The sequence below is a fragment of the Pseudomonas sp. LBUM1655 genome (genome assembly GCF_059716085.1).
Genome location: NZ_CP166801.1, coordinates 3863969 through 3886169 on the forward strand (window position 1 = coordinate 3863969; position 22201 = coordinate 3886169).

Below are 22201 nucleotides of genomic sequence, written 5' to 3' on the forward strand. Positions count from 1 at the left end.
CTGACCCGGCGCTTTCGCGAGCAGGCTCGCTCCTACAGGGTTATGCGGCAGGCTCGACGTTATCCAGTGCCTTGTTCACCGCCAGTTCACCAAGCATCACCACTTGCGCGATCCCCAGCAACGTCTTGCGATGCGTGCCTTGCAGCAGCGCGGCGAAGTCGCCGAGCATGACACTGGCCGAGCCCAGGGACTCGCTGGCGTTGGCCAGCAGGGATTCGGTGTCGGCCTTCGGATTGACCTGGAACATCTGGTTCTGAACGTAGGGCGTGGCCATGATGGCCGCCGTGGGTTTGAGGTAGAAGTCGAGGGCGCGGTCGGCGGCTTCGTGGAGTTTGCGGGTGTCTTCGCAAACGTAGGGAGACGTTGTAGTGGCGTCCGCAGGAATGGTTTTTTCGGGCGGATTGGGTGTTGGCTTCTTCATGTTGTTTCTCCTTCTGAACATTGGAGCTGACCCATTCGGTTCCACGCGAAGGGGTGGCAGCTGTACGCAGGTTGGAACCCGGGGAACGGAGAAACCCGGCAGACTCGAAGTCTCCCGCGCACAGCCGCCATAACAGCGTGCACACCATGAAGGTGCGCAAAGCATACGTCATGAAAGACGCTTTGGCGCTGACACGTTCTCCGGGGTTCCAATCCCGATCGCTGATTGGGCAGCGACGTTCACACACTAGAGAGCCGACGTCCGACGGACAACCTGAAAACATTGTGGGAAGGTTCTGCAATTTACCTACACACTTAAACATCACGAATTGAAATACCAACTGTAGCCCTCACCCACCGCGCTTACGGCAATCCCCCGCCACGGTGTATTTAATGGTGTTGAGCTGGCCTTTGGAGTCCTCATAAGTCATCGCCGCAGGCACTACCGCGCAAGCCACGGGCGAACGCACAACACTCACCACGCTCACCACATCCAGCTTCATCCCGTACGCGTACTCCTTGACCACCGGCGCTGCTTTACCCTGGTTGGCGGCGTACTTTTCCATGGCTTTGCCGTTGGCACTCAACGCCCTGTCAAACGTGCGATCACCGCCGCCTTCAGCCAACACATTCAGCGACATCGCCATCACCCCGGCAAACGCCATCCACTGGATCAACTTCATGTTTATTACCTCCATAAAAAAGCCCGGCATCGATGCGCGATGACGGGCTTGATCAAGTGCGACACGCTTACAGGTCTTGGGTTTTTTCGTCTTTCTTATCGTTGACGACGACCGGGTCGCGGGCCTGTTCCCGGGCGACGAACAGCTCTACAGAGCGGTCGTTGGCGGTCATCATTTTTTCGAAAGTGCGGTCACCGCCACCTTCGGCCATGGCCAGAGAAGACATCACCAGAGCGGCTGCAAAGGCACTGATTTTTACCAATTTCATGTTTGATTCCTCGTTTAAGTAGCTGACGGGATCAAGGTAACAATCCGAACCTATCGTGACGGTGGCGAGGGGATTACATATTCGTAATGTCAGCGCACCAGAGAAGCTGCCGGCCTGAAAAGTAATTTGTGGTGAGGGGATTTATCCCCTCACCACAGGGTTGTGTTCACACATCAGGTGGGGGTTGTAGCCACCATTAAGTGGGGACTGCGTCCTCATCCCGGCGATGGGCAATCTGGTACAGCGCCGGCAAGATCAGCAGCGTGAGGATGGTCGAGGACAGAATCCCGCCGATCACCACCGTTGCCAATGGCCGCTGCACTTCCGCGCCAGTACCAGTCGCCAGTGCCATCGGAATAAAACCGAGGGACGCCACCAGCGCCGTCATCAACACCGGCCGCAGGCGAGTCAGCGCTCCAACATTGATCGCATCAGTGAGCGAACGCCCCTCCTCCCGCAGATTGCGAATGAACGCGATCATCACCAAGCCGTTGAGCACCGCCACCCCGGACAGCGCGATAAACCCGACACCCGCCGAAATCGACAGCGGAATATCCCGCAGCCACAGCGCCATCACGCCCCCGGTCAGCGCGAACGGAATCCCGGTAAACACCAGCAAGCCGTCCTTCAGATTGTTGAACATCATGAACAACAACCCGAACACCAGCAGCAACGCCACCGGCACCACAATCTGCAAGCGCTTGGCCGCTGACTGCAGCTGCTCGAACTGCCCGCCCCAACTGGTCCAGTAACCGGCCGGCACCTGCACATCACGTTCGAGCACTTCGCCCGCCTCTTCAACGAATGAACCGATGTCACGCCCACGCACGTTGGCGCTGACGATCACCAGGCGCTTGCCGTTTTCGCGGCTGATCTGATTCGGCCCCAGCACCAGATCAAGGCTGGCGACGTCTTGCAGTGCGATGAAGCCAATTTGATTGGCCGAGCCGTTCACGGCAGGCACCGGAATCAGCAGCGCCGCCAAGCCGTCGATGTCCTTGCGCATGGCATCGGACAAACGCACGACCATGTCGAAACGCCGATCCCCTTCATACAACGTTCCGGCCTTACGCCCACCGACCGCAACGGCAATGGTGTCCTGCACATCCCCTACGTTCAGCCCGTAACGCGCCGCCTTGTCGCGATCAATGTTGATGGTCAGCACCGGCAACCCGGTGGTCTGCTCGACTTTGACCTCGGACGCGCCGTTGACCTTCTGCAAGGCCGCCGCGATTTTCGCAGCGGTGGCGTTGAGCACGTCCATGTCATCGCCAAACACCTTCACTGCCACGTCACTGCGCACGCCGGAGATCAGTTCGTTGAAGCGCAGTTGAATCGGCTGCGACAGCTCGTAGTTACTGCCCGGCAATGTCGCGGCCGCCGCCTGCAGTTCGGCCATCAGGGTGTCGCGGGATTTGCCCGGATCCGGCCATTGCTCTTTCGGCTTGAGCATCACGTAGCTGTCGGAGATGTTCGGCGGCATAGGGTCAGAGGCGATTTCCGCAGTGCCGGTGCGGGCGAACACGCGCTCGACTTCCGGCATTTTGGCCAGAATCAGCGTTTCCAGGCGCTGCTGCATGTCCACCGATTGCGTCAGGCTGGTGCCCGGTACGCGCAAGGCTTGCAGGGCGAAATCACCTTCGCTGAGGCTCGGCACAAACTCGCTGCCCATGCGGCTGGTGAGCACACCACTGAGCACGATCACGCCCAACGCAGCGCCCACGGCCACCGCGCGATGAGACATGACCCAGGCCAGCGCCGGTGCATAAAGATTACGCGCGCCGCGCATGACTGCGCCCTCTTCTTCCTTGACCTTGCCAGTCACGAACAGCGCAATCGCCGCCGGGACAAAAGTCACCGACAACAGCATGGCACCGAGCAACGCGATGACCACGGTGAACGCCATCGGGTGGAACATTTTCCCTTCAACGCCGCTCAGGGCGAAGATCGGCAAGTACACGACCATGATGATCAACTGGCCGAAAATCAGCGGTCGCCGCGCCTCTTTGGCCGCCGCAAACACTTCTCTGAAACGCTCGGCCCGGGTCAACAAGCGCCCGTGATGTTGCTGGGCGTGAGCCAGTCGACGCAGGGTGTTTTCGACGATCACCACCGCGCCGTCGACGATGATGCCGAAGTCCAGCGCGCCGAGGCTCATCAGGTTGGCGCTGACCTTGTTGCTGAACATGCCGGTGAAGGTGAACAGCATCGACAGCGGAATCACCATCGCGGTAATCAGCGCGGCGCGGATGTTGCCGAGGAACAGGAACAGAATCGCGATCACCAGAATCGCGCCTTCGATGAGGTTCTTTTTCACCGTGGCGATGGCTTTGTCGACCAAGTGCGTGCGGTCATAAACCGGCACCGCAATCACACCTTGGGGCAAGGATTTGTTGATCTGTTCAAGCTTGCTGGCGACGGCTTGCGAGACGGTGCGGCTGTTCTCGCCGATCAGCATGAACACCGTGCCGAGCACCACTTCGCGACCGTTTTCCGTGGCCGCACCGCTGCGCAGTTCACGACCGATTTCCACGGTGGCGACGTTCTTGATGCGGATCGGCGTGCCGTCGACATTGGCCATGACGATGTTGGCGATGTCCTCGGTACTCGCTACTTGCCCCGGCGCACGAATCAGCAACTGTTCGCCGCTGCGCTCGATGTAACCGGCGCCGACGTTGGCGTTGTTGCGCTCCAGCGCCGTGACCAGATCGGTGAGGGTCAGCTTGTACGCGGCCAGGCGTTTCGGGTCCGGCGCAATCTGGTATTCCTTGGCGAAGCCGCCGATGGTGTTGATCTCCGCCACGCCCGGCACGTTGCGCAATTGCGGCTTGATGATCCAGTCCTGAATCACCCGCAGATCGGTCGGTGAGTAGGCCGTGCCGTCCTCCTTCAACGCACCTTCCTGCGCCTCGACCGTCCACAGGAAAATCTCGCCGAGACCGGTGGAAATCGGCCCCATGACCGCTTCCGCGCCTTCGGGCAATTGCTCCTTGGCGATCTGCAAGCGCTCGTTGACCAATTGGCGGGCGAAGAACAGGTCGGTGCCGTCCTTGAAGATCACCGTGACCTGCGACAGCCCCGAGCGCGACAGCGAACGGGTCTGCTCCAGTGCCGGCAAACCGGCCATGGCGGTTTCAATCGGGAAGGTGATGCGCTGCTCGGTTTCCAGCGGCGAGAACCCGGCGGCGCCGGTGTTGATTTGCACCTGGACGTTGGTGATGTCGGGCACGGCGTCGATCGGCAGTTTTTGATAACTGGCGATGCCGAGGCCGGCCATGAGCAGAACGGCGAGCAGCACGATGATGCGCTGCTCGATGGCAAACTGGATCAGGCGTTCGAACATGGGGACCTTCCAGAATTAATGACTGTGCTCGGCTGAGGCTTTGCCCAGTTCCGACTTGAGGACGAAGCTGCCGGCGCTGGCGACTTGCGCGCCCGCCTCCAGCCCTTGAGTGATTTCCACCTGCCCCGCCGCGCGACTGCCCAACTCCACCGCTTGCGCCTTGAAGCCGTCGTCGGTGCGCACGAACACCGTGGGTTTGTCCTCGACGGTCTGGATCGCGGTTTCCGGCACCGCGACTTGCGCCTGACGGCTGTCGGTGGCCACCAGCGCTGTGACGAACAGCCCCGGACGCCACGAACCCTGCGGGTTTTCCAGAGTGACGCGCACGGTTGCGGTGCGAGTCTGCTCGCCCAGCAGGCTGCCGACATAAGCCACGCTGCCGGTGACTTGGGCGTTCAGTTCCGGGGCGCTGACGGTGACTGCTTTGCCCACTTGCACCTTGTTCAAATCCTTGGGTGACACGCCGAACGTCACCCACACCCGCGACAAGTCCGAGAGCGTGAAAGCCGCCGTGGTTTCATCGACCACCTCCCCCGGCGTCAGGTGTTTTTCCACCACGACACCGTCGAACGGTGCACGCAGTTCATAGCGATTGCCGCCGGTAGCGACCACGCTGCCGCTGAGTACGCTGATTTTTTGCCGGGCGTTGCTGACGGCGATCTCGGCTTCTTCCAACGCTTGGCGCGCCTGAAGAAAATCCTGCTCGGCGGAGATCTTGTCTTGCCACAGCTTTTTCTCGCGCTCGTAGGTCGTGCGCGCCAAGGCCAAACGACGTTGCGCGGCGGCTTGTTCGCTGCGCTGATCGGAGATCTGCTGGCTGGCGATCACTGCCAGCAACTGGCCCTTTTTCACCGGTTGCCCGAGGTTGACCGCTACCGACTCGACCACGCCCGGCACGCGCGGCACCACGTGGGCGGTGCGGTCTTCGTCAAAGCGCACTTCGCCCGGGAACGGCAGGCCGAGGCTGATGTTCTGCGCCTGTGCCTGGGCCAGTTGAATGCCCGCAGCGGTGATCTGCTCGGCGCTCAACTCGATATGCCCTTCTTCAGCGTGGTCGCCGTCAGCGGCTGCGCCTTCTTCAGCGTGATCGGCATGTTCCGCTGCTTCATCGGCGTGGGCGTCGATGGACGCATTGCCCGGCCACATCGAGCCGATGCCGATGCCTAATGCCAAGGTCGCCGCAGCGACCACAATCAGTTTTTTATCCATGGAAACTCCTCTGCGCCAAACCATCGCGCAGTGATCAAAAAGATGAAATTCAAGGGCTGACGGCGAGGTCGCCGAAGATCCGTTCGATGCGTACCCGGGCGTCGGTGGCTTCGCTGACGGCCTGGATGTATTGGCTGCGCGCACTGATCAGCGTGCGCTGGGCGTCGAGCACATCGAGGAAACCGAACTTGCCCATTTCAAAGCCGCGCGTGGCGCTGTCCACCGCACTTTGCGCGGCGGGCAGGATGGTCTGGTTGAACGCGGTGACTTCACCGTTGGCGGTCTGCCATTGCGCCAGTGAAGTCTGGATTTCCGTGCGCAAACGCAGCTCGGTGGCATTGCGCAGGTCGCGCGCCTGATCGCTGCGCCGTGCGGCCGCGAGCACGTTGCCCTGATTGCGGTTGAACAGAGGAATCGGCATCGACAGCCCGACCACGTTGACCCGCTCGCGCTCGGTTTCGCTGTATTGGCTGCCGATGCTCACCGTCAGGTCGGGGATGCGCTGGGACTTTTCCAGGCCCAACGAGGCTTCGCGCTGATCGATCTGTAATTTGGCCAGACGCAGCTCGGCGGTTTCGTTAAGACGATCAAGCAAACGTGTGGGTGGCGGTACGGCGGCGAGGCTTTGCGTGGCGGCTTGCACGTTGATCGAAGTGGGCAACGGTGCGCCCATGACCTGTGCCAATTGTTGATAGGCGTTGGCCTGATCGCGTTCGGCGCGGCTCAGTTCCAGGCGCACTTCGGAGAGTTGCACTTGCGCGCGCGTGCCTTCAACGGGCGATGATTTGCCGGCCTCGATCCGCCCTTGCGCCACACGCAAACCGTGCTCGGCCAGTTGCAGCGACTGACGGGACAACTGCAAGCGCTGCTGCGCAGTCTGGGCGCTGTTGAACGCTTGAATCACATCGGCGCGCAATGTGTTGCGCTTGCGTTCAAGCTCGATGCCGGCGGCGTCCTGCGCGCGGCTGGCGACGTCAATGCGCGCGCCACGTTTGCCACCCAGTTCGATCGGCTGGCTGAGCATCACCGTGGTGGTGCGGGATTCGCGGCGGGTGTCCTCGGCCTCCCATGACACTTCGGGGTTGGGGATCAGGCCAGCCTGTTTGCGGTCACCCTCGGCGATGCCGATTTCCCATTGCGCGGCCGCCAGATCCGGGTTGCCGGCGAATGCCGATTGCAGGGCTTGTTCGAGGGTCAGCGTCGAGGCTTGCGCAAGCCCCGCTGTGGTCAGCCATAAAACGCTGCTGGCCAGTACCCACCTTTTTTTCAGGCGTGATCGCGCCGTCAGTTCTATTAAACCGGGCAATGGAATGCTTCCTTTAATCAAGAATCTTCGATGGCGCCACGGTAGAGTTTTGAACTTATCGACAAGGTGACTGGAAGATTACAAATCCGTTATCCAGGGTTGCAGGAAGTTGTTTTGCACTAGCATGCGAAGTGCGACATTCAATTATGTAATACACGGAAACAAATACACCGAAGTTATCTGCCGAACAGCACTTGCCTGAAACGAGTTCTCATGAAGGATGCCTTATCGCCCTGCGACAGGCTGTCGCAGTGGCTCTATTCAGGGCTTCATCGAGAGGTTTTTCGTTGACTCTGTAGCTACTACAGCCTTTACCTTGCACACCTGCACACAGAGAAATCTCTGTAGGAATATTTTTAGTCGTTAATAAAACCCGTCCGGAAGCCCTTACAAAAACAACAACTTTCCCGGCCACCCTTAATTAAATATCCATTAAATAAAAGTGGTGATAGATCATGCGAATCCTTGTCATCGAGGACGAGCTTAAAGCTGCCGAATACTTGCATCAGGGTTTGACCGAAAGTGGTTATATCGTCGACCACGCGGCCACCGGCGCCGATGGACTGCATCTGGCACAACAGCAGGCCTACGACCTGATTATTCTCGATGTGAATCTGCCGGAACTCGACGGCTGGGGCGTGCTGGAACAACTGCGCCGTACCCACGCCACGCGGGTAATGATGCTCACCGCGCGCGGGCGCCTGGCCGACAAGATTCGCGGTCTCGATCTGGGCGCCGACGATTATCTGGTCAAGCCATTCGAGTTCCCCGAGTTGCTGGCACGGGTCCGTACACTGATGCGCCGCAGCGAAAACATCCCGGTGCCGCAGGTGTTGAAAGTCTCTGATCTGGAACTTGATCCCGGGCGCCATCGTGCGTTTCGTGGCGAGCAGCGCATTGACCTGACCACCAAGGAGTTCGCCCTGTTGCATCTGTTGATGCGCCAGTCCGGCGAGGTGCTGACGCGCACGCAGATCATCTCGCTGGTGTGGGATATGAATTTCGACTGCGACACCAATGTCGTCGAGGTTTCGATCCGGCGGTTGCGCGCGAAGATCGACGACCCGTTCGACCACAAGTTGATCCACACCCTGCGCGGTGTCGGTTATGTGCTGGAGGCGCGCGAATGAAACCGGCCAGTCTGTCGATGCGCCTGGGTTTGACGGTGAGTATTCTCGGCGCGCTGCTGGTGGTGTTTCTGGCGATCCTGGCGTATTTCGCCCTGACCCATGAGCTCAATGCGCTTTCCAGAGACAGCTTGGAAAAGAAGGTGGAGCAAGTCGAACACAGCCTGTCGCTGTACGCCGATGCCGGTGAGATTCGCTCCAAACCGCATATCTTGCTCGATCAGGTGATGGGCCATGACAACCTCACGTTGACCATTTACGACCGCGCAAATCTGCGTACGCCGCTGCTGAAATCCGGCTCGGGACTGGCCGATCCACGGGTTGAATTGAAAGCCGTTCGGGCGACCACCGAGCATTTGAGCTACAGCGATAGCACTGATGCTGAAGGCGCAAAGTTTCTGACGGTGTCAAAGCTGATCCGCCTCAAGGATGGCAGCAGCGTACCGGTGTTGCTGTCGATGGATAACGCTCACGATCAGGCCTTGCTCAGTGCCTATCTGCGCTCGACGCTGATTGCCTTGCCGTTGTTGCTGATCTTCATTGGCCTGACTGCCTGGGGCGCGGTGCAGCGCGGGCTGGCGCCGATGCGCGAGTTTCGCAAAGTGGCGGCGATGGTCTCGACTCAGGATCTGGATCATCGGCTTTCAGTGGTGAACATGCCGCAGGAACTCAGCGAACTGGCGCAAGGCATCAACTTCATGCTGCATCGGCTGGATGCCGGGGTGCAGCAGTTGTCGCAGTTCTCGGATGATCTGGCCCATGAGCTGCGCACGCCGATCAACAATCTGATGGGCAAGGCGCAAGTCACACTGTCACGCGAACGCAGCGTGGATGAGTACAAGGATGTGCTGGTCTCCTGCACTGAAGAACTGGAGCGCGTGGCGCGGATTGTCTCGGACATGCTGTTTTTGGCGCAGGTCAGTCATCCATCGGCACTGGCACCGTTTGAGTCGGTGGCGCTGGAGGTGGAAGCATTGAAGGTGGCGGAGATGTTTTCGCTGTCGGCGCAGGACAAGCAGATTCATTTGAACGTGCTTGGCAGTGCGTCGGTGATGGGCGATCGGTTGATGATTCAGCGGGCGATTTCCAATCTGCTGTCCAACGCGCTTCGGCATTGCCCGGCCGGGAAAACCGTGACGCTGCTGATCGAGCAAGGCGCGGCGCAGACGTCACTGCTGGTCAGTAATCCTGGCGCGGGGATCGAGGCGCAGCATTTGCCGCATCTGTTTGATCGCTTCTACCGGGTCGACAGCAGCCGCTCGCGCTCGCAGGGCAGTACCGGGTTGGGGCTGGCGATTGTGCGTTCGATCATGAGCCTGCATCAGGGCGTGGCCGACGTGAAAAGCCTGCCCGGTGCGATGACCGTGTTCCGATTGGGTTTTCCTGCGGAGGCGTGAATGGCCCCATCGCTGGCAAGCCAGCTCCCACAGTGATCTACGGTGACTCCGGATTTTGTGAACACCACCGAAACCTGTGGGAGCTGGCTTGCCAGCGATAGCGGTGGGTCAGTCGATAGCAATGTTGAATGCCTGAGCGGAAATCGAGCGTTTTGTGCGATTTTTTACCGAAACGCTCGCGTCCCCGCACAAACTCCGAAAGCTCTCGCTTTAACCTCCGTTTCGTCCTACAGCCAGCCTTGAGTGGATAGCTCTAAGGTGAGTGCCCAGGCAGGTCGAATATCGAAACGAGGCAAATAATGAAACGAGATGTCTTTTGTGAGTTGGTTGGGGGCGTCGATGCTTTGGCAGCCCGGCATCAAACTCATGTCACGCAACTCCCCTATCGGCGAAGCCCCAATGATCAACCCGTCATTTGCACGGAGCATGGGCGTGATTTTGCAGCTCTAAAATATTCTGGCTATATTTGTCCAGAATACAGGAGTGAACTGATGATCATCGTTCCGCTGGCTGAAGCCAAAAACAATTTATCCAAACTCGTTGATGACGCCGCTGCCGGGCAAGTCATCACCATTGCCAAGCATGGTCGGGCGATGGCTCGCCTTGTTCCGGTAGGAAAACCCAGCACGCAGCGCATCGGTGCGATGAAGGGCAAACTGGTGCTGCCCCAGGATTTCGATTCACCAATACCCGATGACATGCTGGATGCCTTTGAAGGCACTCAAGCATGAGGCTGCTGCTCGACACGCACATTCTGCTCTGGACACTCACTGATGACGCCAGACTGTCCGGCAAAGCCAGAAAGCTGATTGAAAACGCTGCCGATATCTACATCAGTGCCGCCACCTTCTGGGAGATGGCTATCAAGGTTGGACTCGGAAAACTGAACGTTGATCTGGAAGAAATCCGCCAATATTGCCTCGATAGCGGATTTATCGAACTGCCGGTGACTTCCGAACATGCCATTGCTGTTAAGGATCTTGAGCACCACCACCGAGATCCTTTTGATCGCCTCATCGTGGCAACCGCAATGACCGAACCGATGAAACTGCTTACGGCTGATCCATTGGTTGCTCAGTACACAGATTTGGCTGTCCTAGTTTAACCCAATGCTCCCACAATGATCTGCGGTGACTTCGGATTTTGTGAACGACACAACACCTGTCGGAGTGAGCCTGCTCGCGATGACGGTAAATCAGCCACAAAAGAAAACGGCACCTTGCGGTGCCGTTCTCTTTTCACAGTTCAGCCTTTACTTGCGAGCATCCGCCCACGATTTCAGCAGTTCGTTGTAGCTCACGGTCTCGCCCTTCGGCTTCTCGTTAGCCAGTTTCGGTTTCGGCGCGCCTGGCTGATCAAACCAGTATTGCGCGTCGCGTTCCGGGTTCATTTTCGGTGCGCAAGTGGCTTGGGCCTTGGAGCGTTCCAGTCGGGTCATGATCGCGTCCTGATCTTTCGCCAACCCATCCAGCGCCTGCTGCGGAGTTTTCTCGCCGCTGGCCGCTTCGGCGATGTGGCTCCACCACAATTGCGCCAGACGCGGATAGTCCGGCACGTTGGTCCCGGTCGGGGTCCATTGCACGCGGGCCGGGCTGCGATAGAACTCGACCAGACCGCCAAGTTTCGGCGCCAGGTCAGTCATCGCTTGCGAGTTGATGTCCGACTCACGAATCGGCGTCAGGCCGACGATGGTTTTCTTCAGCGATACGGTTTTGGAAGTCACGAACTGCGCGTACAGCCACGCCGCGAGTTTCTGTTTCTCAGGCGTGGATTTCATGAACGTCCACGAACCCACGTCCTGATAACCGAGCTTCATGCCCTCTTCCCAATACGGCCCACGCGGTGACGGTGCCATGCGCCATTTCGGCGTGCCGTCGGCGTTGACCACCGGCAGGCCCGGTTTGGTCATGTCGGCGGTGAACGCGGTGTACCAGAAAATCTGCTGGGCGATGTTGCCCTGCGACGGCACCGGCCCCGATTCGGAGAAGGTCATGCCCGCCGCTTCAGGTGGCGCGTAGGCCTTGAGCCAGTCGACGTATTTGGTCGTGGCAAACACTGCCGCCGGGCCGTTGGTGTCGCCGCCACGGGTCACGCTGGAGCCGACAGGGTGGCAATCCTCGACACGAATCCCCCACTCGTCCACCGGCAGACCGTTAGGCAGGCCCTTGTCGCCGCCACCGGCCATGGAGAACCAGGCATCGGTGAAACGCCAGCCCAGCGACGGGTCTTTCTTGCCGTAGTCCATGTGCCCGTAAACACGTTTGCCGTCGATTTCCTTGACGTCTTCACTGAAGAATTTGGCGATGTCTTCATAGGCTGACCAGTTCACCGGTACGCCCAATTCGTAGCCGTACTTTTCCTTGAACTTGGCTTTCAGATCCGCCCGTTCGAACCAGTCGGCGCGGAACCAGTACAGGTTGGCGAACTGCTGGTCGGGCAGTTGATAGATCTTGCCGTCCGGCGCAGTGGTGAACGAGATGCCGATGAAGTCCTTGAGGTCGAGGGTCGGCGAGGTGAAGTTCTTGCCTTCGTTGGCCATCAGATCAGTGATCGATTCGGTCTTGCCGTAGCGGAAGTGCGTACCGATCAGGTCCGAGTCGTTGACCCAGCCGTCATAGATATTCTTGTCGGACTGCATCACCGTCTGCATTTTTTCCACCACGTCGCCTTCTTGCAGCAAGTCGTGGGTGAGCTTGATCCCGGTGATTTCGCTGAAGGCCTTGGCCAGCACCTTGGACTCGTATTCGTGAGTGGTCAGGGTTTCCGAAACCACCTTGATGTTCATCCCGCGAAACGGCTCGGCGGCCTTGATGAACCACTTCAATTCTTCCAACTGCTGTTCAGCCGTCAGGGTCGACGGTTTGAATTCGCTGCCGATCCACTTTTTCGCGGCGTCTTCGTAGGCATCGGCCCAGGCAGACGCGCTCAAACCGCTGAGTGCCAGCATGGCTGCCAATGAAATGCTATGTCGCAGCTTATTGTTTTTGTCGAACATAGAGACCTCCTGTTTAAGTTGTGGAGCTGACTTTTTACACAAGCCCGCCGAGCGGACTTTGTAAAGAACCTAGCCCCAACGCATCACAGCCAACAGCCACACCAGGGACAACGCGGACGCGACCCAGATGCTCCAGTCGGTGGCGCCGATTACCAGCAGATGCAGGTAGGCGCTGCCGAGAAGACCGATAAACAAGCGATCGCCACGGGTGGTGGCAATCGGCAGAAAACCTCGCCGCAGGATGCTCGGCGAGCGCAGCTCCCACGTCGTCATCCCCGCCAGGATCAGGCCAATGACGATAAAGAATGCGGCTGTGGGTGTCGTCCAACTCATCCATTCCATCATCAGCTCCTCAGACCCGGCCGAGGGCAAAGCCCTTGGCCACGTGGTTGCGAACAAACCAGATCACCAGCATGCCCGGCAGGATGGTCAACACCCCCGCCGCTGCCAGCACGCCCCAATCGATACCCGAAGCCGAGACGGTGCGGGTCATCACGGCGGCAATCGGCTTGGCGTTTACCGAGGTCAACGTGCGCGCCAGCAGCAATTCGACCCAGGAAAACATGAAGCAGAAAAACGCCGTGACGCCGATGCCGGAGCCGATCAACGGGATGAAAATCTTCACGAAAAACTTGGGGAAACTGTAGCCATCAATGTAGGCGGTTTCGTCGATTTCCTTCGGCACACCCGACATGAAGCCTTCCAGAATCCACACCGCCAACGGCACGTTGAACAGGCAGTGCGCCAGCGCCACGGCGATGTGCGTGTCAAACAAGCCAATCGACGAATACAACTGAAAGAACGGCAACAGGAACACCGCCGGCGGCGCCATGCGGTTGGTCAGTAGCCAGAAGAACAGATGCTTGTCGCCGAGAAAACGATAGCGCGAAAACGCATACGCCGCCGGCAACGCCACACTCAGGGAAATCACCGTGTTCAGGCTCACGTAATACAGCGAGTTCAGATAACCGGTGTACCAGCTCGGATCAGTGAAGATCACCTTGTAGTTCGCCAGCGTGAAGTCCTGTGGGAAAAGCGTCAGGCCGCCGAGGATTTCAGTGTTGCTCTTGAAGGACATGTTCAGCAGCCAGTAGATCGGCACCAGCAGGAACAGGATGTAGACCAGCAACGGGATCAGCTTTCTTTTGCTCATGGCCGGGCCTCAGCGGTTGGCGTCGGAGTGCGTCATGGCGGTGTAGAACAGCCAGGACACCAACAGGATGATCAGGAAGTACACCAGCGAAAACGCCGCTGCCGGACCCAGGTCGAATTGCCCTACGGCCATTTGCGTCAACGTCTGACTCAAGAAGGTCGTGGCATTACCCGGCCCGCCGCCGGTGAGCACGAACGGCTCGGTGTAAATCATGAAACTGTCCATAAACCGCAGCATCACCGCGATCAGCAGCACGCTTTTCAACTTGGGCAACTGGATGTGGCGGAACACAGCCCAGGCCGAGGCCCGGTCGATCCGCGCGGCCTGGTAATACACGTCGGGAATCGCCCGCAACCCGGAGAAACACAACAGCGCCACCAGCGAAGTCCAGTGCCAGACGTCCATCACCAGCACCGTGACCCAGGCGTCCATGGTGTTGGCCGCATAGTTGTAGCTGATGCCCATGGCATTGAGGCTGGAACCGAGCAAGCCGATATCGGCGCGGCCAAAGATCTGCCAGATGGTGCCTACCACGTTCCATGGAATCAGCAGCGGAATCGCCAGAATGATCAGCACCAGTGACGACCAGCGGCCCTTGGTCGGCATGGTCAGGGCAACGGCAATGCCCAGCGGGATTTCGATCAACAAGACGCAGGCCGAGTAGATGAACTGGCGCAGCAGCGAGTCGTGCAAACGCGGATCGAGCAGCACTTGCTTGTACCAGTCGGCACCGACGAAGTAGCGGCTGGACTGGTCGAAGATGTCCTGCACCGAATAGTTGACCACGGTCATCATCGGGATTACCGCACTGAACGCCACCAGCAGAAACACCGGCAACACCAGCCACCAGGCCTTGTTGTTCTGCACCTTGTTCATGGCTGCACCTCGTTTTCTTCTGGGGCTTCAAGCAGAAACTCGTCGGCATAGACCATCAGCCATTGCGCCGGAAAACTGATGTACGCGGTGCCCTGCGGCACTGGTTTGTCTTCGGCCAGGCGCACTTTCAGCGGCGCACCGTCGAGGTCCAGGGTCATGATCTTGTAGGTACCGAGGTCTTCGACGTGTACGACCCTGGCCTGCATCGCGTCGTCAAACGGCTCGTCCCACACATGAATGAATTCCGGGCGAATGCCGACCTTCAGATTTTTCCACTGGCCGTGTTCGATATGGCGTTGCAAGGCGTCGGACAACGGCAGGTGGGTCGAGGCGAAACCGACGCCGCCGGGTTGCGGCTGCACCTCGATCAGGTTCATGCCGGGGCTGCCGATGAAGTAGCCGACAAAGGTGTGGCTCGGCCGTTCGAACAACTCCCGTGGCGTACCGAACTGGACGATCTGGCCGCCGTACATCACCGCGATTTTGTCGGCGAAAGTCGAGGCTTCCAGTTGATCGTGGGTCACGTAGACCATGGTGATGTTGAACTGCTCGTGGATCTGCTTGAGCTTGCGCCGCAGTTTCCACTTCAGGTGCGGGTCGATCACTGTCAGCGGTTCATCGAAGAGGATCGCCGAAACGTCGTCACGCACCAGCCCACGGCCCATGGAGACTTTCTGTTTTTCGTCGGCGGTGAGGTTGCGGGCCTTTTTGCTCAGCAGGCTTTGCAGATCGAGAACCTCGGCGATTTCCTGCACCTTGCTGTGTACTTTCGCCTCGGCCATGCCCTGATTGCGCAGGGGAAACGCGAGGTTATCGAACACGGTCATGGTGTCGTAAACCACCGGAAACTGGAAAACCTGAGCAATGTTGCGCTTCTCCGGTGTCAGGTCGTTGACTGCTTTGCCGTCGAACAACACATGACCCTGCGAGGGGCTGAGCAGGCCGGAAATGATGTTGAGCAAGGTCGACTTGCCGCAACCCGACGGCCCGAGCAACGCATAGGCACCGCCCTGCTCCCAGACGTGATCCATCTCGCGAATCGCATAATCCTCCGCGCCGCTGGGGGTTTTACTGTAGCTGTGGGCGAGGTGTTGCAAACGGATTTCGGCCATCAGGCAACCCTCGCGACACGCAGGCTAGGTGCTTGCACCAGACGGCCCTGCGCATCGAAAACGAACAGTTTGTGGGTCGGGATATAGATGCGGATCGGCGCATCGACGTCGTATTCGTGAACGCCGGGCAGGTGCAGCACCAGCAGAAAATGCTCGTTGCGCACGTGCAGGAAAGTTTCCGAACCGCTGATCTCGGCGACTTCGACGGTCACTGCCAATTCCAGATCGTCGTCGTTGCTTGGCACCAGCGAGATATGGCTGGGGCGCACGCCGAAGCGGAACTCGCCCTCGCCCACCGGGCGCAGATCGACGTTCAACGGGAAGTGTACGAAGTTGGCGAAGCTGACTTCGTTGCCGGCAATTCGCCCCGGCATCAGGTTGATCGGCGGCTCGGAGAACAACTCCGCCGCCAGCACGGTTTGCGGCTGGTGGTAAACCGAGGTCGAAGGGCCGCTCTGAATCACCCGACCTTCATGAAGAATCGTGGTAGTGCCGCCCAGCGCCAACGCTTCGTTGGGCTCGGTGGTGGCGTAGATCGCAATGGTGTGGCGCAGCTTGAACAGCTCGCGCATTTCCTGACGCAGTTCTTCGCGCAGTTTGTAGTCGAGGTTGACCAGCGGCTCATCGAACAGAATCAGCTCGGCATCCTTGACCAGCGCCCGGGCCATGGCCGTGCGTTGCTGCTGTCCGCCGGAGAGTTCCAGCGGATAGCGCTGCAGAAACTTCTCGATGCGCAGCATCTTCGCCGTTTCCTGCACCTTGCTGTGGATGATCTCTTTCGACACACCAGCCTGCCGTAGCGGCGAGGCGATGTTCTCGAACACGGTCATGGTCGGGTAGTTGATGAACTGCTGATAGACCATCGACACGTTGCGCAAACGCACCGGTCGTTGGGTGACGTCGACGCCGTTCATCAGGATGCGGCCGCTGTCGGGCTTGTCCAGCCCTGCCATCAGGCGCATCAGGCTGGTCTTGCCGGACAGGGTGCGCCCGAGCAAAACGTTGAAGGAACCGGGTTCGAATTTCAGGCACGCATCGTCGATCCAGGTCTGGCCCTCGACGGTACGGCAGACGTGCTCCAGGGTGAGTGACATGGCTCGGCCTTTTTATTATTGGAGTCAAGCGACCTGTGCACTGGAGCGACTTTCGTGCCAAAAATGGCAAGTGATTGATTTGTCGTGAAAATCGTTGAAAACGCGGCTAAACGGCGTTCAGAGCTGAACACATTTGAACAGTTGGGCGATTGACAATGAACAATAGTGAACAACACTCTATGAACGCTTTCGCGACCCGATTCCCTGTAGGAGCTGCCGAAGGCTGCGATCTCTTGATGTTGTTTTTTAACGATCAAAATCAAAAGATCGCAGCCTTCGGCAGCTCCTACAGGGGGCCTTATAACAATAATAAGAATGCCCTTCAGAGGCTGACCGCCATGGCCGCACCTGCCCCGCCGCTGTCCCACGACGCGATCATCCAGAGTTCCTGGCAACGTTGCCGTGCGTTCGGTCTCGATCACCAAAGCACCCCGGCCTTCGACCAATTGCCCGCCGCCGGCATTGCGCAATTGCTCGACAGCCAGCACTCGCTGGTGCAGACCACCCATCAGGAGGTGCTGCCCTACTACGAGAACATCCTCAGTAATTCCAATTGCCTGATCATGCTCGCCGACCATCAGGGCCAGGTGCTGACGTCGTGGGGCACGCAACGGTTTATCGAGCCGAATCTGGCGCGGGGCTTTCAACCCGGCGCGAGCTGGATGGAGCGCTGCAGCGGCACCAATGCGATCGGCACTGCACTGGCCTGCGAGCAGGCGGTACACATTGAACACGACGAGCATTTCCTCAAGGCCAACCGCTTCATGACCGGCTCCGCCGCACCGATTTTCGACGCCGAGCGCAAAGTCATCGCGGTGCTCGATGTGTCCAGTGACAGCTACCTGCCGCCCTCCCACACCTTGGGCATGGTCAAGATGATGAGCCAGACCGTGGAGAACCGACTGATCCTCAACCTGTTCCACGGCCAGCACTTTCAACTGACCTTCAACACCGGTTTGAACAACCTCGACAGCCAATGGGCCGGCTTGCTGATTTTTGATGAGAGCGGTCAGGTGCTGTCGGCCAATCGCCGGGCGGACAATCTGTTGGGCGTGCGCTTGTCGCGGGTCAGCGTTGAAAGCCTGTTCAAGGTGTCGCTGCTGGAGTTGATCAATCAGCCGGACGGTTTGCCGTTCGCCTTGCAGACCTCCGGACGTAACCGCTTTCAGTGCTTGTTGAAGCGGCCGAAACAGGCACCGATTCAGGCTCGGGTGTTTGCGACTGAACCTAAACCCGTCGCTGCAACCGCGATCAGCCTCAACACCCTGCACTTTGGCGACAGTCGGGTGGAAAAAGCCGTGCGCCAGGCTGAGCGTCTGCTGGAAAAAGACATTCCGTTGCTGATCCACGGCGAAACCGGGGTCGGCAAAGAGGTGTTCGTCAAAGCCTTGCATCAGGCCAGTTCGCGCAGCAAACAGGCATTCATTGCCGTCAACTGTGCGGCGATCCCCGCCGAACTGGTGGAGTCAGAGCTATTTGGTTACGAGAAAGGCGCGTTCACTGGCGCCAACCAGAAAGGCAGCATCGGCCTGATTCGCAAGGCCGACAAAGGCACGCTGTTCCTCGATGAAATCGGCGACATGCCGTTGCCGACCCAGGCGCGGTTGTTGCGGGTTTTGCAGGAGCGCTGTGTGCAACCGGTGGGCAGCAGCGAGTTGTTCCCGGTGGATCTGCGGATCATCTCGGCGACCAACCGCTCGCTGCGGGAACAGGTGCAATTGGGGCGGTTTCGTGAGGATTTGTATTACCGCATCGGTGGGCTGACATTGGAGCTGCCACCGTTACGCGAGCGCAGTGACAAAGAGGCGTTGTTCAAACGGCTGTGGGAACAGCATCGCGAGCCGACGCAATGGGCGGGTTTGAGCCGCGAAGTGTTGGAACTGTTCGACAAGCATCCGTGGCCGGGGAATTTGCGTCAGGTCAGCAGCGTGATGCAGGTGGCACTGGCCATGGCTGAGGAGCAACCGGTGCGGCCGGAGCATTTGCCGGATGATTTCTTTGTCGATCTGGAGATGGAGCCGGTTGAGAGCGCGCAGCCACTGGGGTTGGATTTGAATGACGTTGAAGCGCTGAACCGGGAGTTGAAGGCTGCGGGGGGGAATATTTCGCACTTGGCGCGGCGGTTGGGGGTTAGTCGCAATACGCTTTACAAGCGGTTGCGGCAGATGGGCGGATAACAGCGAAGATCAAAAGATCGCAGCCTGCGGCAGCTCCTACAGGGTCTACACCATTTCCGTGTAGGAGCTGCCGCAGGCTGCGATCTTTTGACTCTAAATCCACGCAATCACTGGCACGTCGACTCTACCTGTGTCGCTGACGCTAAACCGAGCGTGCGCAATCCAATCAACACAACCACCATCATCATCACCCCGGCACCAATCGCCACCCCGAACCCGGCTCGCGCGCCGAACGCATCAATCACCAACCCCGCCAGCATGCCTCCCAGCGCTACGCCGATGCTGATGCCAGTGGTCATCCACGTCAGCCCTTCTGTCATCCTGGACGCAGGGATGATGATCGTCCCCAGCTTCATGACCACGACCATCGTTGGCGCAAACGATATGCCAGCGATAAACAGCATCCCTGACAGGACATAAACATCTGTTGAGAAAACCGGCAGTACGCCGGTAACGGCCGTGACCAATATGCCGATGAAGAACTGTTTTTCGATCGGCAGGGAAACCCGCATTGCACCGAAGGTCAGGCCCGCCACCAGTGAGCCGAGCGCATAGGCGGCGAGGATGAACGTGGCGGACGCTGGCCAGCCTTGTGCATTGGCGAACGCCACAACGGCGACATCGATTGCTCCGCCAATGACCCCCATCGCCAACAGCGCCAGCACGATGGTGCGAACGCCGGGAATCAGCAAGGTAGAACCGGTGTGGCTCTTGTGGCCCAAGACCACTTTCGGTTCGGTCTGGCGCTGCAACAGAAACGCCGTCACCCCGATGGCCAGCAGCGCCACAGCGACAAGCGGTCCGGCTTCGGCGAAAAAGCTCACGCTCAAACCGATCGCCAGTGGCGGACCGATGATGTAAGCCAGTTCGGTCAGCACCGTATCCAGGGAGAACGCCGTATGCAGCTGAGGCTTGCCACGGAACAACTGCGTCCAGCGTGCCCTGATCATGGACGGCATGCTCGGCATCGTCCCCGCCAGTGCAGCGAGCACAAAAAACAATGCGGCGGGAGCCCTCATGTAGACGGCGAAGATCAGCGCCAGCAACATCACAACGCTGAAAGCCGTGACGATGGGCAGCACTCGACTCTGACCATGCCGATCAACGAGTTTCGAGATGCGCGGGCCGAGCAGTGCATTGGCCAGGGTAAACGTTCCGGCGACTGCGCCGGCCAGCCAGTACACACCGGTTTGCTGCACCAGCATGGTGATGATGCCGATGCCGATCATTGCCTGCGGTAATCGGGCAATAGAGCTCGCGAGCACTAACCCGGTGGCACCTGGGGTTGTCAGCAGTTCGCGATAGTGATTAGCCATGATTCCTCCCTCTATTCGTCGCTGAGCAGCATCCCGCTGCCGCGTCAGACATCAAGACCTAGGCGGACACCAAAAGCAACAGCAAAAAGATCCCCTCACCCCAGCCCTCTCCCGGAGGGAGAGGGAGCCGACCGAGGTGTCTGGCGTTGTACATCGACCTGAGAGATTGCGTGGATTATGGATTCGGAGAAAACCTTTCAGGTCGGCGTATTTCTTGAATATCCCCCATTCAGTCCCCCTCTCCCTCCGGGAGAGGGTTAGGGTGAGGGGCTCTTCTTCGCAGCCAAACAAAAACCCGCACCAGGCGGGTTTTGTTTTAAAGCAGATCAGACGATCAGTCAGCCAGACGCCAAGTCGTGCCGCCCTTGCCATCTTCCAGCACCACGCCCATGGCGGTGAGCTGGTCGCGGATGCGGTCGGACTCAGCCCAGTCCTTGCCGGCCCGTGCCGCCAGGCGCGCCGCAATCAGCGCATCGACTTCAGCCGCATCGACACGCCCTTCGGCGCCCGCCTGCAAGAAATCATCGGCTTCCAATTGCAACACGCCCAGCACACTGGCCAGTTCTTTCAGACGCGCCGCCAGACCGGCCGCTGCATTGAGATCGCTCTCACGCAGACGGTTGATCTCACGCACCATCTCGAACAGCACCGCGCAGGCTTCCGGCGTACCGAAGTCGTCGTTCATCACCGAGGTGAAACGCTCGACGAACGCTTCGCCGCCGGCCGGCGCCACAGTCGGCAGGCCTTTCAACGCGTGGTAGAAACGCTCGAGGGCGCCTTTGGCGTCCTTGAGGTTGTCTTCCGAGTAGTTGATCGCGCTGCGGTAGTGGCTCGACACCAGCAGGTAACGCACGACTTCCGGGTGGTACTTGTCGAGCACGTCGCGAATGGTGAAGAAGTTGTTCAAGGACTTGGACATCTTCTCGCCATTGATGCGAATCATGCCGCAATGCATCCACGCGTTGGCGTAGGTCTTGCCGGTGGCTGCTTCGCTCTGGGCGATTTCGTTTTCGTGGTGCGGGAATTCCAGATCGCTGCCGCCGCCATGAATGTCGAACGTCTCACCCAGGCAGCAGGTGGACATCACCGAGCACTCGATGTGCCAGCCCGGACGCCCGGCGCCCCACGGCGATTCCCAGCTCGGCTCGCCCGGCTTGACGCCTTTCCACAGCACGAAGTCCAGCGGATCTTCCTTGGCTTCGTCGACCTCGATCCGCGCACCGATGCGCAGGTCTTCGATCTTCTTGCGCGACAGCTTGCCGTAACCCATGAACTTGCCGACGCGGTAGTACACGTCGCCATTGCCCGGGGCGTAGGCGTAGCCCTTGTCGATCAGGGTCTGGATCATCGCGTGCATGCCCGGAATGTGATCCGTGGCGCGCGGCTCCATGTCCGGCTTCTTGATGTTCAGGCGCGCTTCGTCTTCGTGCATCGCCGCGATCATGCGCTCGGTCAACGCTTCGAACGATTCGCCGTTCTCGTTGGCCCGGTTGATGATCTTGTCGTCGATGTCGGTGATGTTACGCACGTAGGTCAGGTTGTAACCGCTGAACCGCAACCAGCGGGTCACCAGGTCGAACGCGACCATGCTGCGGCCGTGGCCCAGGTGGCAGTAGTCGTACACGGTCATCCCGCAGACGTACATGCGCACGTTGTTGCCATCGAGCGGCTTGAAGACTTCTTTGCTCTTGGTGAGCGTGTTGTAGATCGTCAGCACTTTAATTT

Annotated in this window: 19 protein-coding genes; 5 read left to right on the forward strand and 14 right to left on the reverse strand. The window is 59.1% G+C overall.

Going from position 1 to position 22201, the window contains the following annotated elements:
• Nucleotides 1–40: 40 nt before the first annotated feature.
• The 6 genes from ACA074_RS17215 to ACA074_RS17240 form a co-directional block, all read right to left on the reverse strand.
• Nucleotides 41–421 (reverse strand): DUF6124 family protein, encoded by a 381-nt coding sequence (locus ACA074_RS17215; RefSeq protein WP_497677457.1) that lies wholly within the window; start codon nt 419–421, stop codon nt 41–43.
• 349 nt (nt 422–770) lie between these two features.
• On the reverse strand, nt 771–1103 hold the full coding sequence (locus tag ACA074_RS17220; protein WP_497677458.1) for a DUF2790 domain-containing protein: 333 nt from the start codon (nt 1101–1103) through the stop codon (nt 771–773).
• A gap of 67 nt (nt 1104–1170) precedes the next feature.
• A complete protein-coding gene (locus ACA074_RS17225) occupies nt 1171–1371 on the reverse strand; it encodes a co-regulatory protein PtrA N-terminal domain-containing protein (protein ID WP_187678490.1) in 201 nt (66 codons plus the stop codon).
• A gap of 196 nt (nt 1372–1567) precedes the next feature.
• Complete coding sequence (locus ACA074_RS17230) at nt 1568–4714, reverse strand: CusA/CzcA family heavy metal efflux RND transporter (RefSeq protein WP_497677459.1); 3147 nt, start codon at nt 4712–4714, stop codon at nt 1568–1570.
• A gap of 15 nt (nt 4715–4729) precedes the next feature.
• Nucleotides 4730–5923: an efflux RND transporter periplasmic adaptor subunit gene (locus ACA074_RS17235; RefSeq protein ID WP_497677460.1), complete on the reverse strand. Its 1194-nt coding sequence runs from the start codon at nt 5921–5923 to the stop codon at nt 4730–4732.
• A gap of 49 nt (nt 5924–5972) precedes the next feature.
• Complete coding sequence (locus ACA074_RS17240; protein WP_497677461.1) at nt 5973–7229, reverse strand: TolC family protein; 1257 nt, start codon at nt 7227–7229, stop codon at nt 5973–5975.
• A 455-nt stretch (nt 7230–7684) separates the two neighbouring features.
• Between ACA074_RS17240 and ACA074_RS17245 the strand changes: the two genes are divergently transcribed.
• From ACA074_RS17245 to ACA074_RS17260, 4 genes are all read left to right on the forward strand, one after another.
• Nucleotides 7685–8359, forward strand: a complete 675-nt coding sequence (locus ACA074_RS17245; protein WP_187681019.1) for a heavy metal response regulator transcription factor — start codon at nt 7685–7687, stop codon at nt 8357–8359.
• A complete protein-coding gene (locus ACA074_RS17250; RefSeq protein WP_497677462.1) occupies nt 8356–9753 on the forward strand; it encodes a heavy metal sensor histidine kinase in 1398 nt (465 codons plus the stop codon). Before ACA074_RS17245 ends, ACA074_RS17250 begins: the two co-directional genes overlap by 4 nt.
• Nucleotides 9754–10052: 299 nt before the next feature.
• Nucleotides 10053–10484, forward strand: a complete 432-nt coding sequence (locus tag ACA074_RS17255; RefSeq protein WP_489880272.1) for a type II toxin-antitoxin system Phd/YefM family antitoxin — start codon at nt 10053–10055, stop codon at nt 10482–10484.
• Nucleotides 10481–10858, forward strand: coding sequence for a type II toxin-antitoxin system VapC family toxin (locus tag ACA074_RS17260; RefSeq protein WP_401271835.1), 378 nt, complete (start codon nt 10481–10483; stop codon nt 10856–10858). Before ACA074_RS17255 ends, ACA074_RS17260 begins: the two co-directional genes overlap by 4 nt.
• Nucleotides 10859–11005: 147 nt before the next feature.
• On the opposite strand, the gene ACA074_RS17265 is transcribed toward ACA074_RS17260, so the two are convergent.
• The 6 genes from ACA074_RS17265 to ACA074_RS17290 form a co-directional block, all read right to left on the reverse strand.
• Entirely contained in the window at nt 11006–12748 is a 1743-nt protein-coding gene (locus ACA074_RS17265; protein ID WP_187681021.1) for an ABC transporter substrate-binding protein, read from the reverse strand.
• A gap of 69 nt (nt 12749–12817) precedes the next feature.
• Nucleotides 12818–13090: a DUF2160 domain-containing protein gene (locus tag ACA074_RS17270; RefSeq protein WP_095189651.1), complete on the reverse strand. Its 273-nt coding sequence runs from the start codon at nt 13088–13090 to the stop codon at nt 12818–12820.
• Nucleotides 13091–13100: 10 nt separating this feature from the next.
• The gene (locus tag ACA074_RS17275) at nt 13101–13901 is read right to left on the reverse strand and encodes a carbohydrate ABC transporter permease (protein ID WP_003192012.1); all 801 of its coding nucleotides are present in this window, start codon (nt 13899–13901) and stop codon (nt 13101–13103) included.
• 9 nt (nt 13902–13910) lie between these two features.
• A complete protein-coding gene (locus ACA074_RS17280) occupies nt 13911–14777 on the reverse strand; it encodes a carbohydrate ABC transporter permease (RefSeq protein WP_095189650.1) in 867 nt (288 codons plus the stop codon).
• Nucleotides 14774–15889, reverse strand: a complete 1116-nt coding sequence (locus tag ACA074_RS17285) for an ABC transporter ATP-binding protein (protein ID WP_103305292.1) — start codon at nt 15887–15889, stop codon at nt 14774–14776. The genes ACA074_RS17280 and ACA074_RS17285 overlap by 4 nt, the downstream gene beginning before the upstream one ends.
• Nucleotides 15889–16983, reverse strand: coding sequence for an ABC transporter ATP-binding protein (locus ACA074_RS17290; protein WP_187681023.1), 1095 nt, complete (start codon nt 16981–16983; stop codon nt 15889–15891). Before ACA074_RS17290 ends, ACA074_RS17285 begins: the two co-directional genes overlap by 1 nt.
• Before the next feature lie 338 nt (nt 16984–17321).
• On the opposite strand from ACA074_RS17290, the gene ACA074_RS17295 reads away from it, so the two are divergent.
• A complete protein-coding gene (locus ACA074_RS17295) occupies nt 17322–19160 on the forward strand; it encodes a sigma-54-dependent Fis family transcriptional regulator (protein WP_497677463.1) in 1839 nt (612 codons plus the stop codon).
• Between the two features lie 107 nt (nt 19161–19267).
• Here ACA074_RS17295 and ACA074_RS17300 read toward each other — a convergent pair whose 3' ends face one another.
• Together ACA074_RS17300 and cysS are read right to left on the reverse strand one after the other, a co-directional pair.
• Nucleotides 19268–20476: an MFS transporter gene (locus ACA074_RS17300; protein WP_497677464.1), complete on the reverse strand. Its 1209-nt coding sequence runs from the start codon at nt 20474–20476 to the stop codon at nt 19268–19270.
• Nucleotides 20477–20810: 334 nt separating this feature from the next.
• On the reverse strand, nt 20811–22193 hold the full coding sequence (gene cysS, locus ACA074_RS17305) for a cysteine--tRNA ligase (protein WP_497614661.1): 1383 nt from the start codon (nt 22191–22193) through the stop codon (nt 20811–20813).
• Nucleotides 22194–22201: the final 8 nt, after the last annotated feature.

Coding starts and splice junctions, on each gene's coding strand:
- ACA074_RS17215 (WP_497677457.1), bottom strand. CDS start 421: ATGAAGAAGCCAACACCCAATCCGCCCGAAAAAACCATTCCTGCGGAC.
- ACA074_RS17220 (WP_497677458.1), bottom strand. CDS start 1,103: ATGAAGTTGATCCAGTGGATGGCGTTTGCCGGGGTGATGGCGATGTCG.
- ACA074_RS17225 (WP_187678490.1), bottom strand. CDS start 1,371: ATGAAATTGGTAAAAATCAGTGCCTTTGCAGCCGCTCTGGTGATGTCT.
- ACA074_RS17230 (WP_497677459.1), bottom strand. CDS start 4,714: ATGTTCGAACGCCTGATCCAGTTTGCCATCGAGCAGCGCATCATCGTG.
- ACA074_RS17235 (WP_497677460.1), bottom strand. CDS start 5,923: ATGGATAAAAAACTGATTGTGGTCGCTGCGGCGACCTTGGCATTAGGC.
- ACA074_RS17245 (WP_187681019.1), top strand. CDS start 7,685: ATGCGAATCCTTGTCATCGAGGACGAGCTTAAAGCTGCCGAATACTTG.
- ACA074_RS17250 (WP_497677462.1), top strand. CDS start 8,356: ATGAAACCGGCCAGTCTGTCGATGCGCCTGGGTTTGACGGTGAGTATT.
- ACA074_RS17255 (WP_489880272.1), top strand. CDS start 10,053: ATGAAACGAGATGTCTTTTGTGAGTTGGTTGGGGGCGTCGATGCTTTG.
- ACA074_RS17260 (WP_401271835.1), top strand. CDS start 10,481: ATGAGGCTGCTGCTCGACACGCACATTCTGCTCTGGACACTCACTGAT.
- ACA074_RS17265 (WP_187681021.1), bottom strand. CDS start 12,748: ATGTTCGACAAAAACAATAAGCTGCGACATAGCATTTCATTGGCAGCC.
- ACA074_RS17270 (WP_095189651.1), bottom strand. CDS start 13,090: ATGGAATGGATGAGTTGGACGACACCCACAGCCGCATTCTTTATCGTC.
- ACA074_RS17275 (WP_003192012.1), bottom strand. CDS start 13,901: ATGAGCAAAAGAAAGCTGATCCCGTTGCTGGTCTACATCCTGTTCCTG.
- ACA074_RS17280 (WP_095189650.1), bottom strand. CDS start 14,777: ATGAACAAGGTGCAGAACAACAAGGCCTGGTGGCTGGTGTTGCCGGTG.
- ACA074_RS17285 (WP_103305292.1), bottom strand. CDS start 15,889: ATGGCCGAAATCCGTTTGCAACACCTCGCCCACAGCTACAGTAAAACC.
- ACA074_RS17290 (WP_187681023.1), bottom strand. CDS start 16,983: ATGTCACTCACCCTGGAGCACGTCTGCCGTACCGTCGAGGGCCAGACC.
- ACA074_RS17295 (WP_497677463.1), top strand. CDS start 17,322: ATGGCCGCACCTGCCCCGCCGCTGTCCCACGACGCGATCATCCAGAGT.
- ACA074_RS17300 (WP_497677464.1), bottom strand. CDS start 20,476: ATGGCTAATCACTATCGCGAACTGCTGACAACCCCAGGTGCCACCGGG.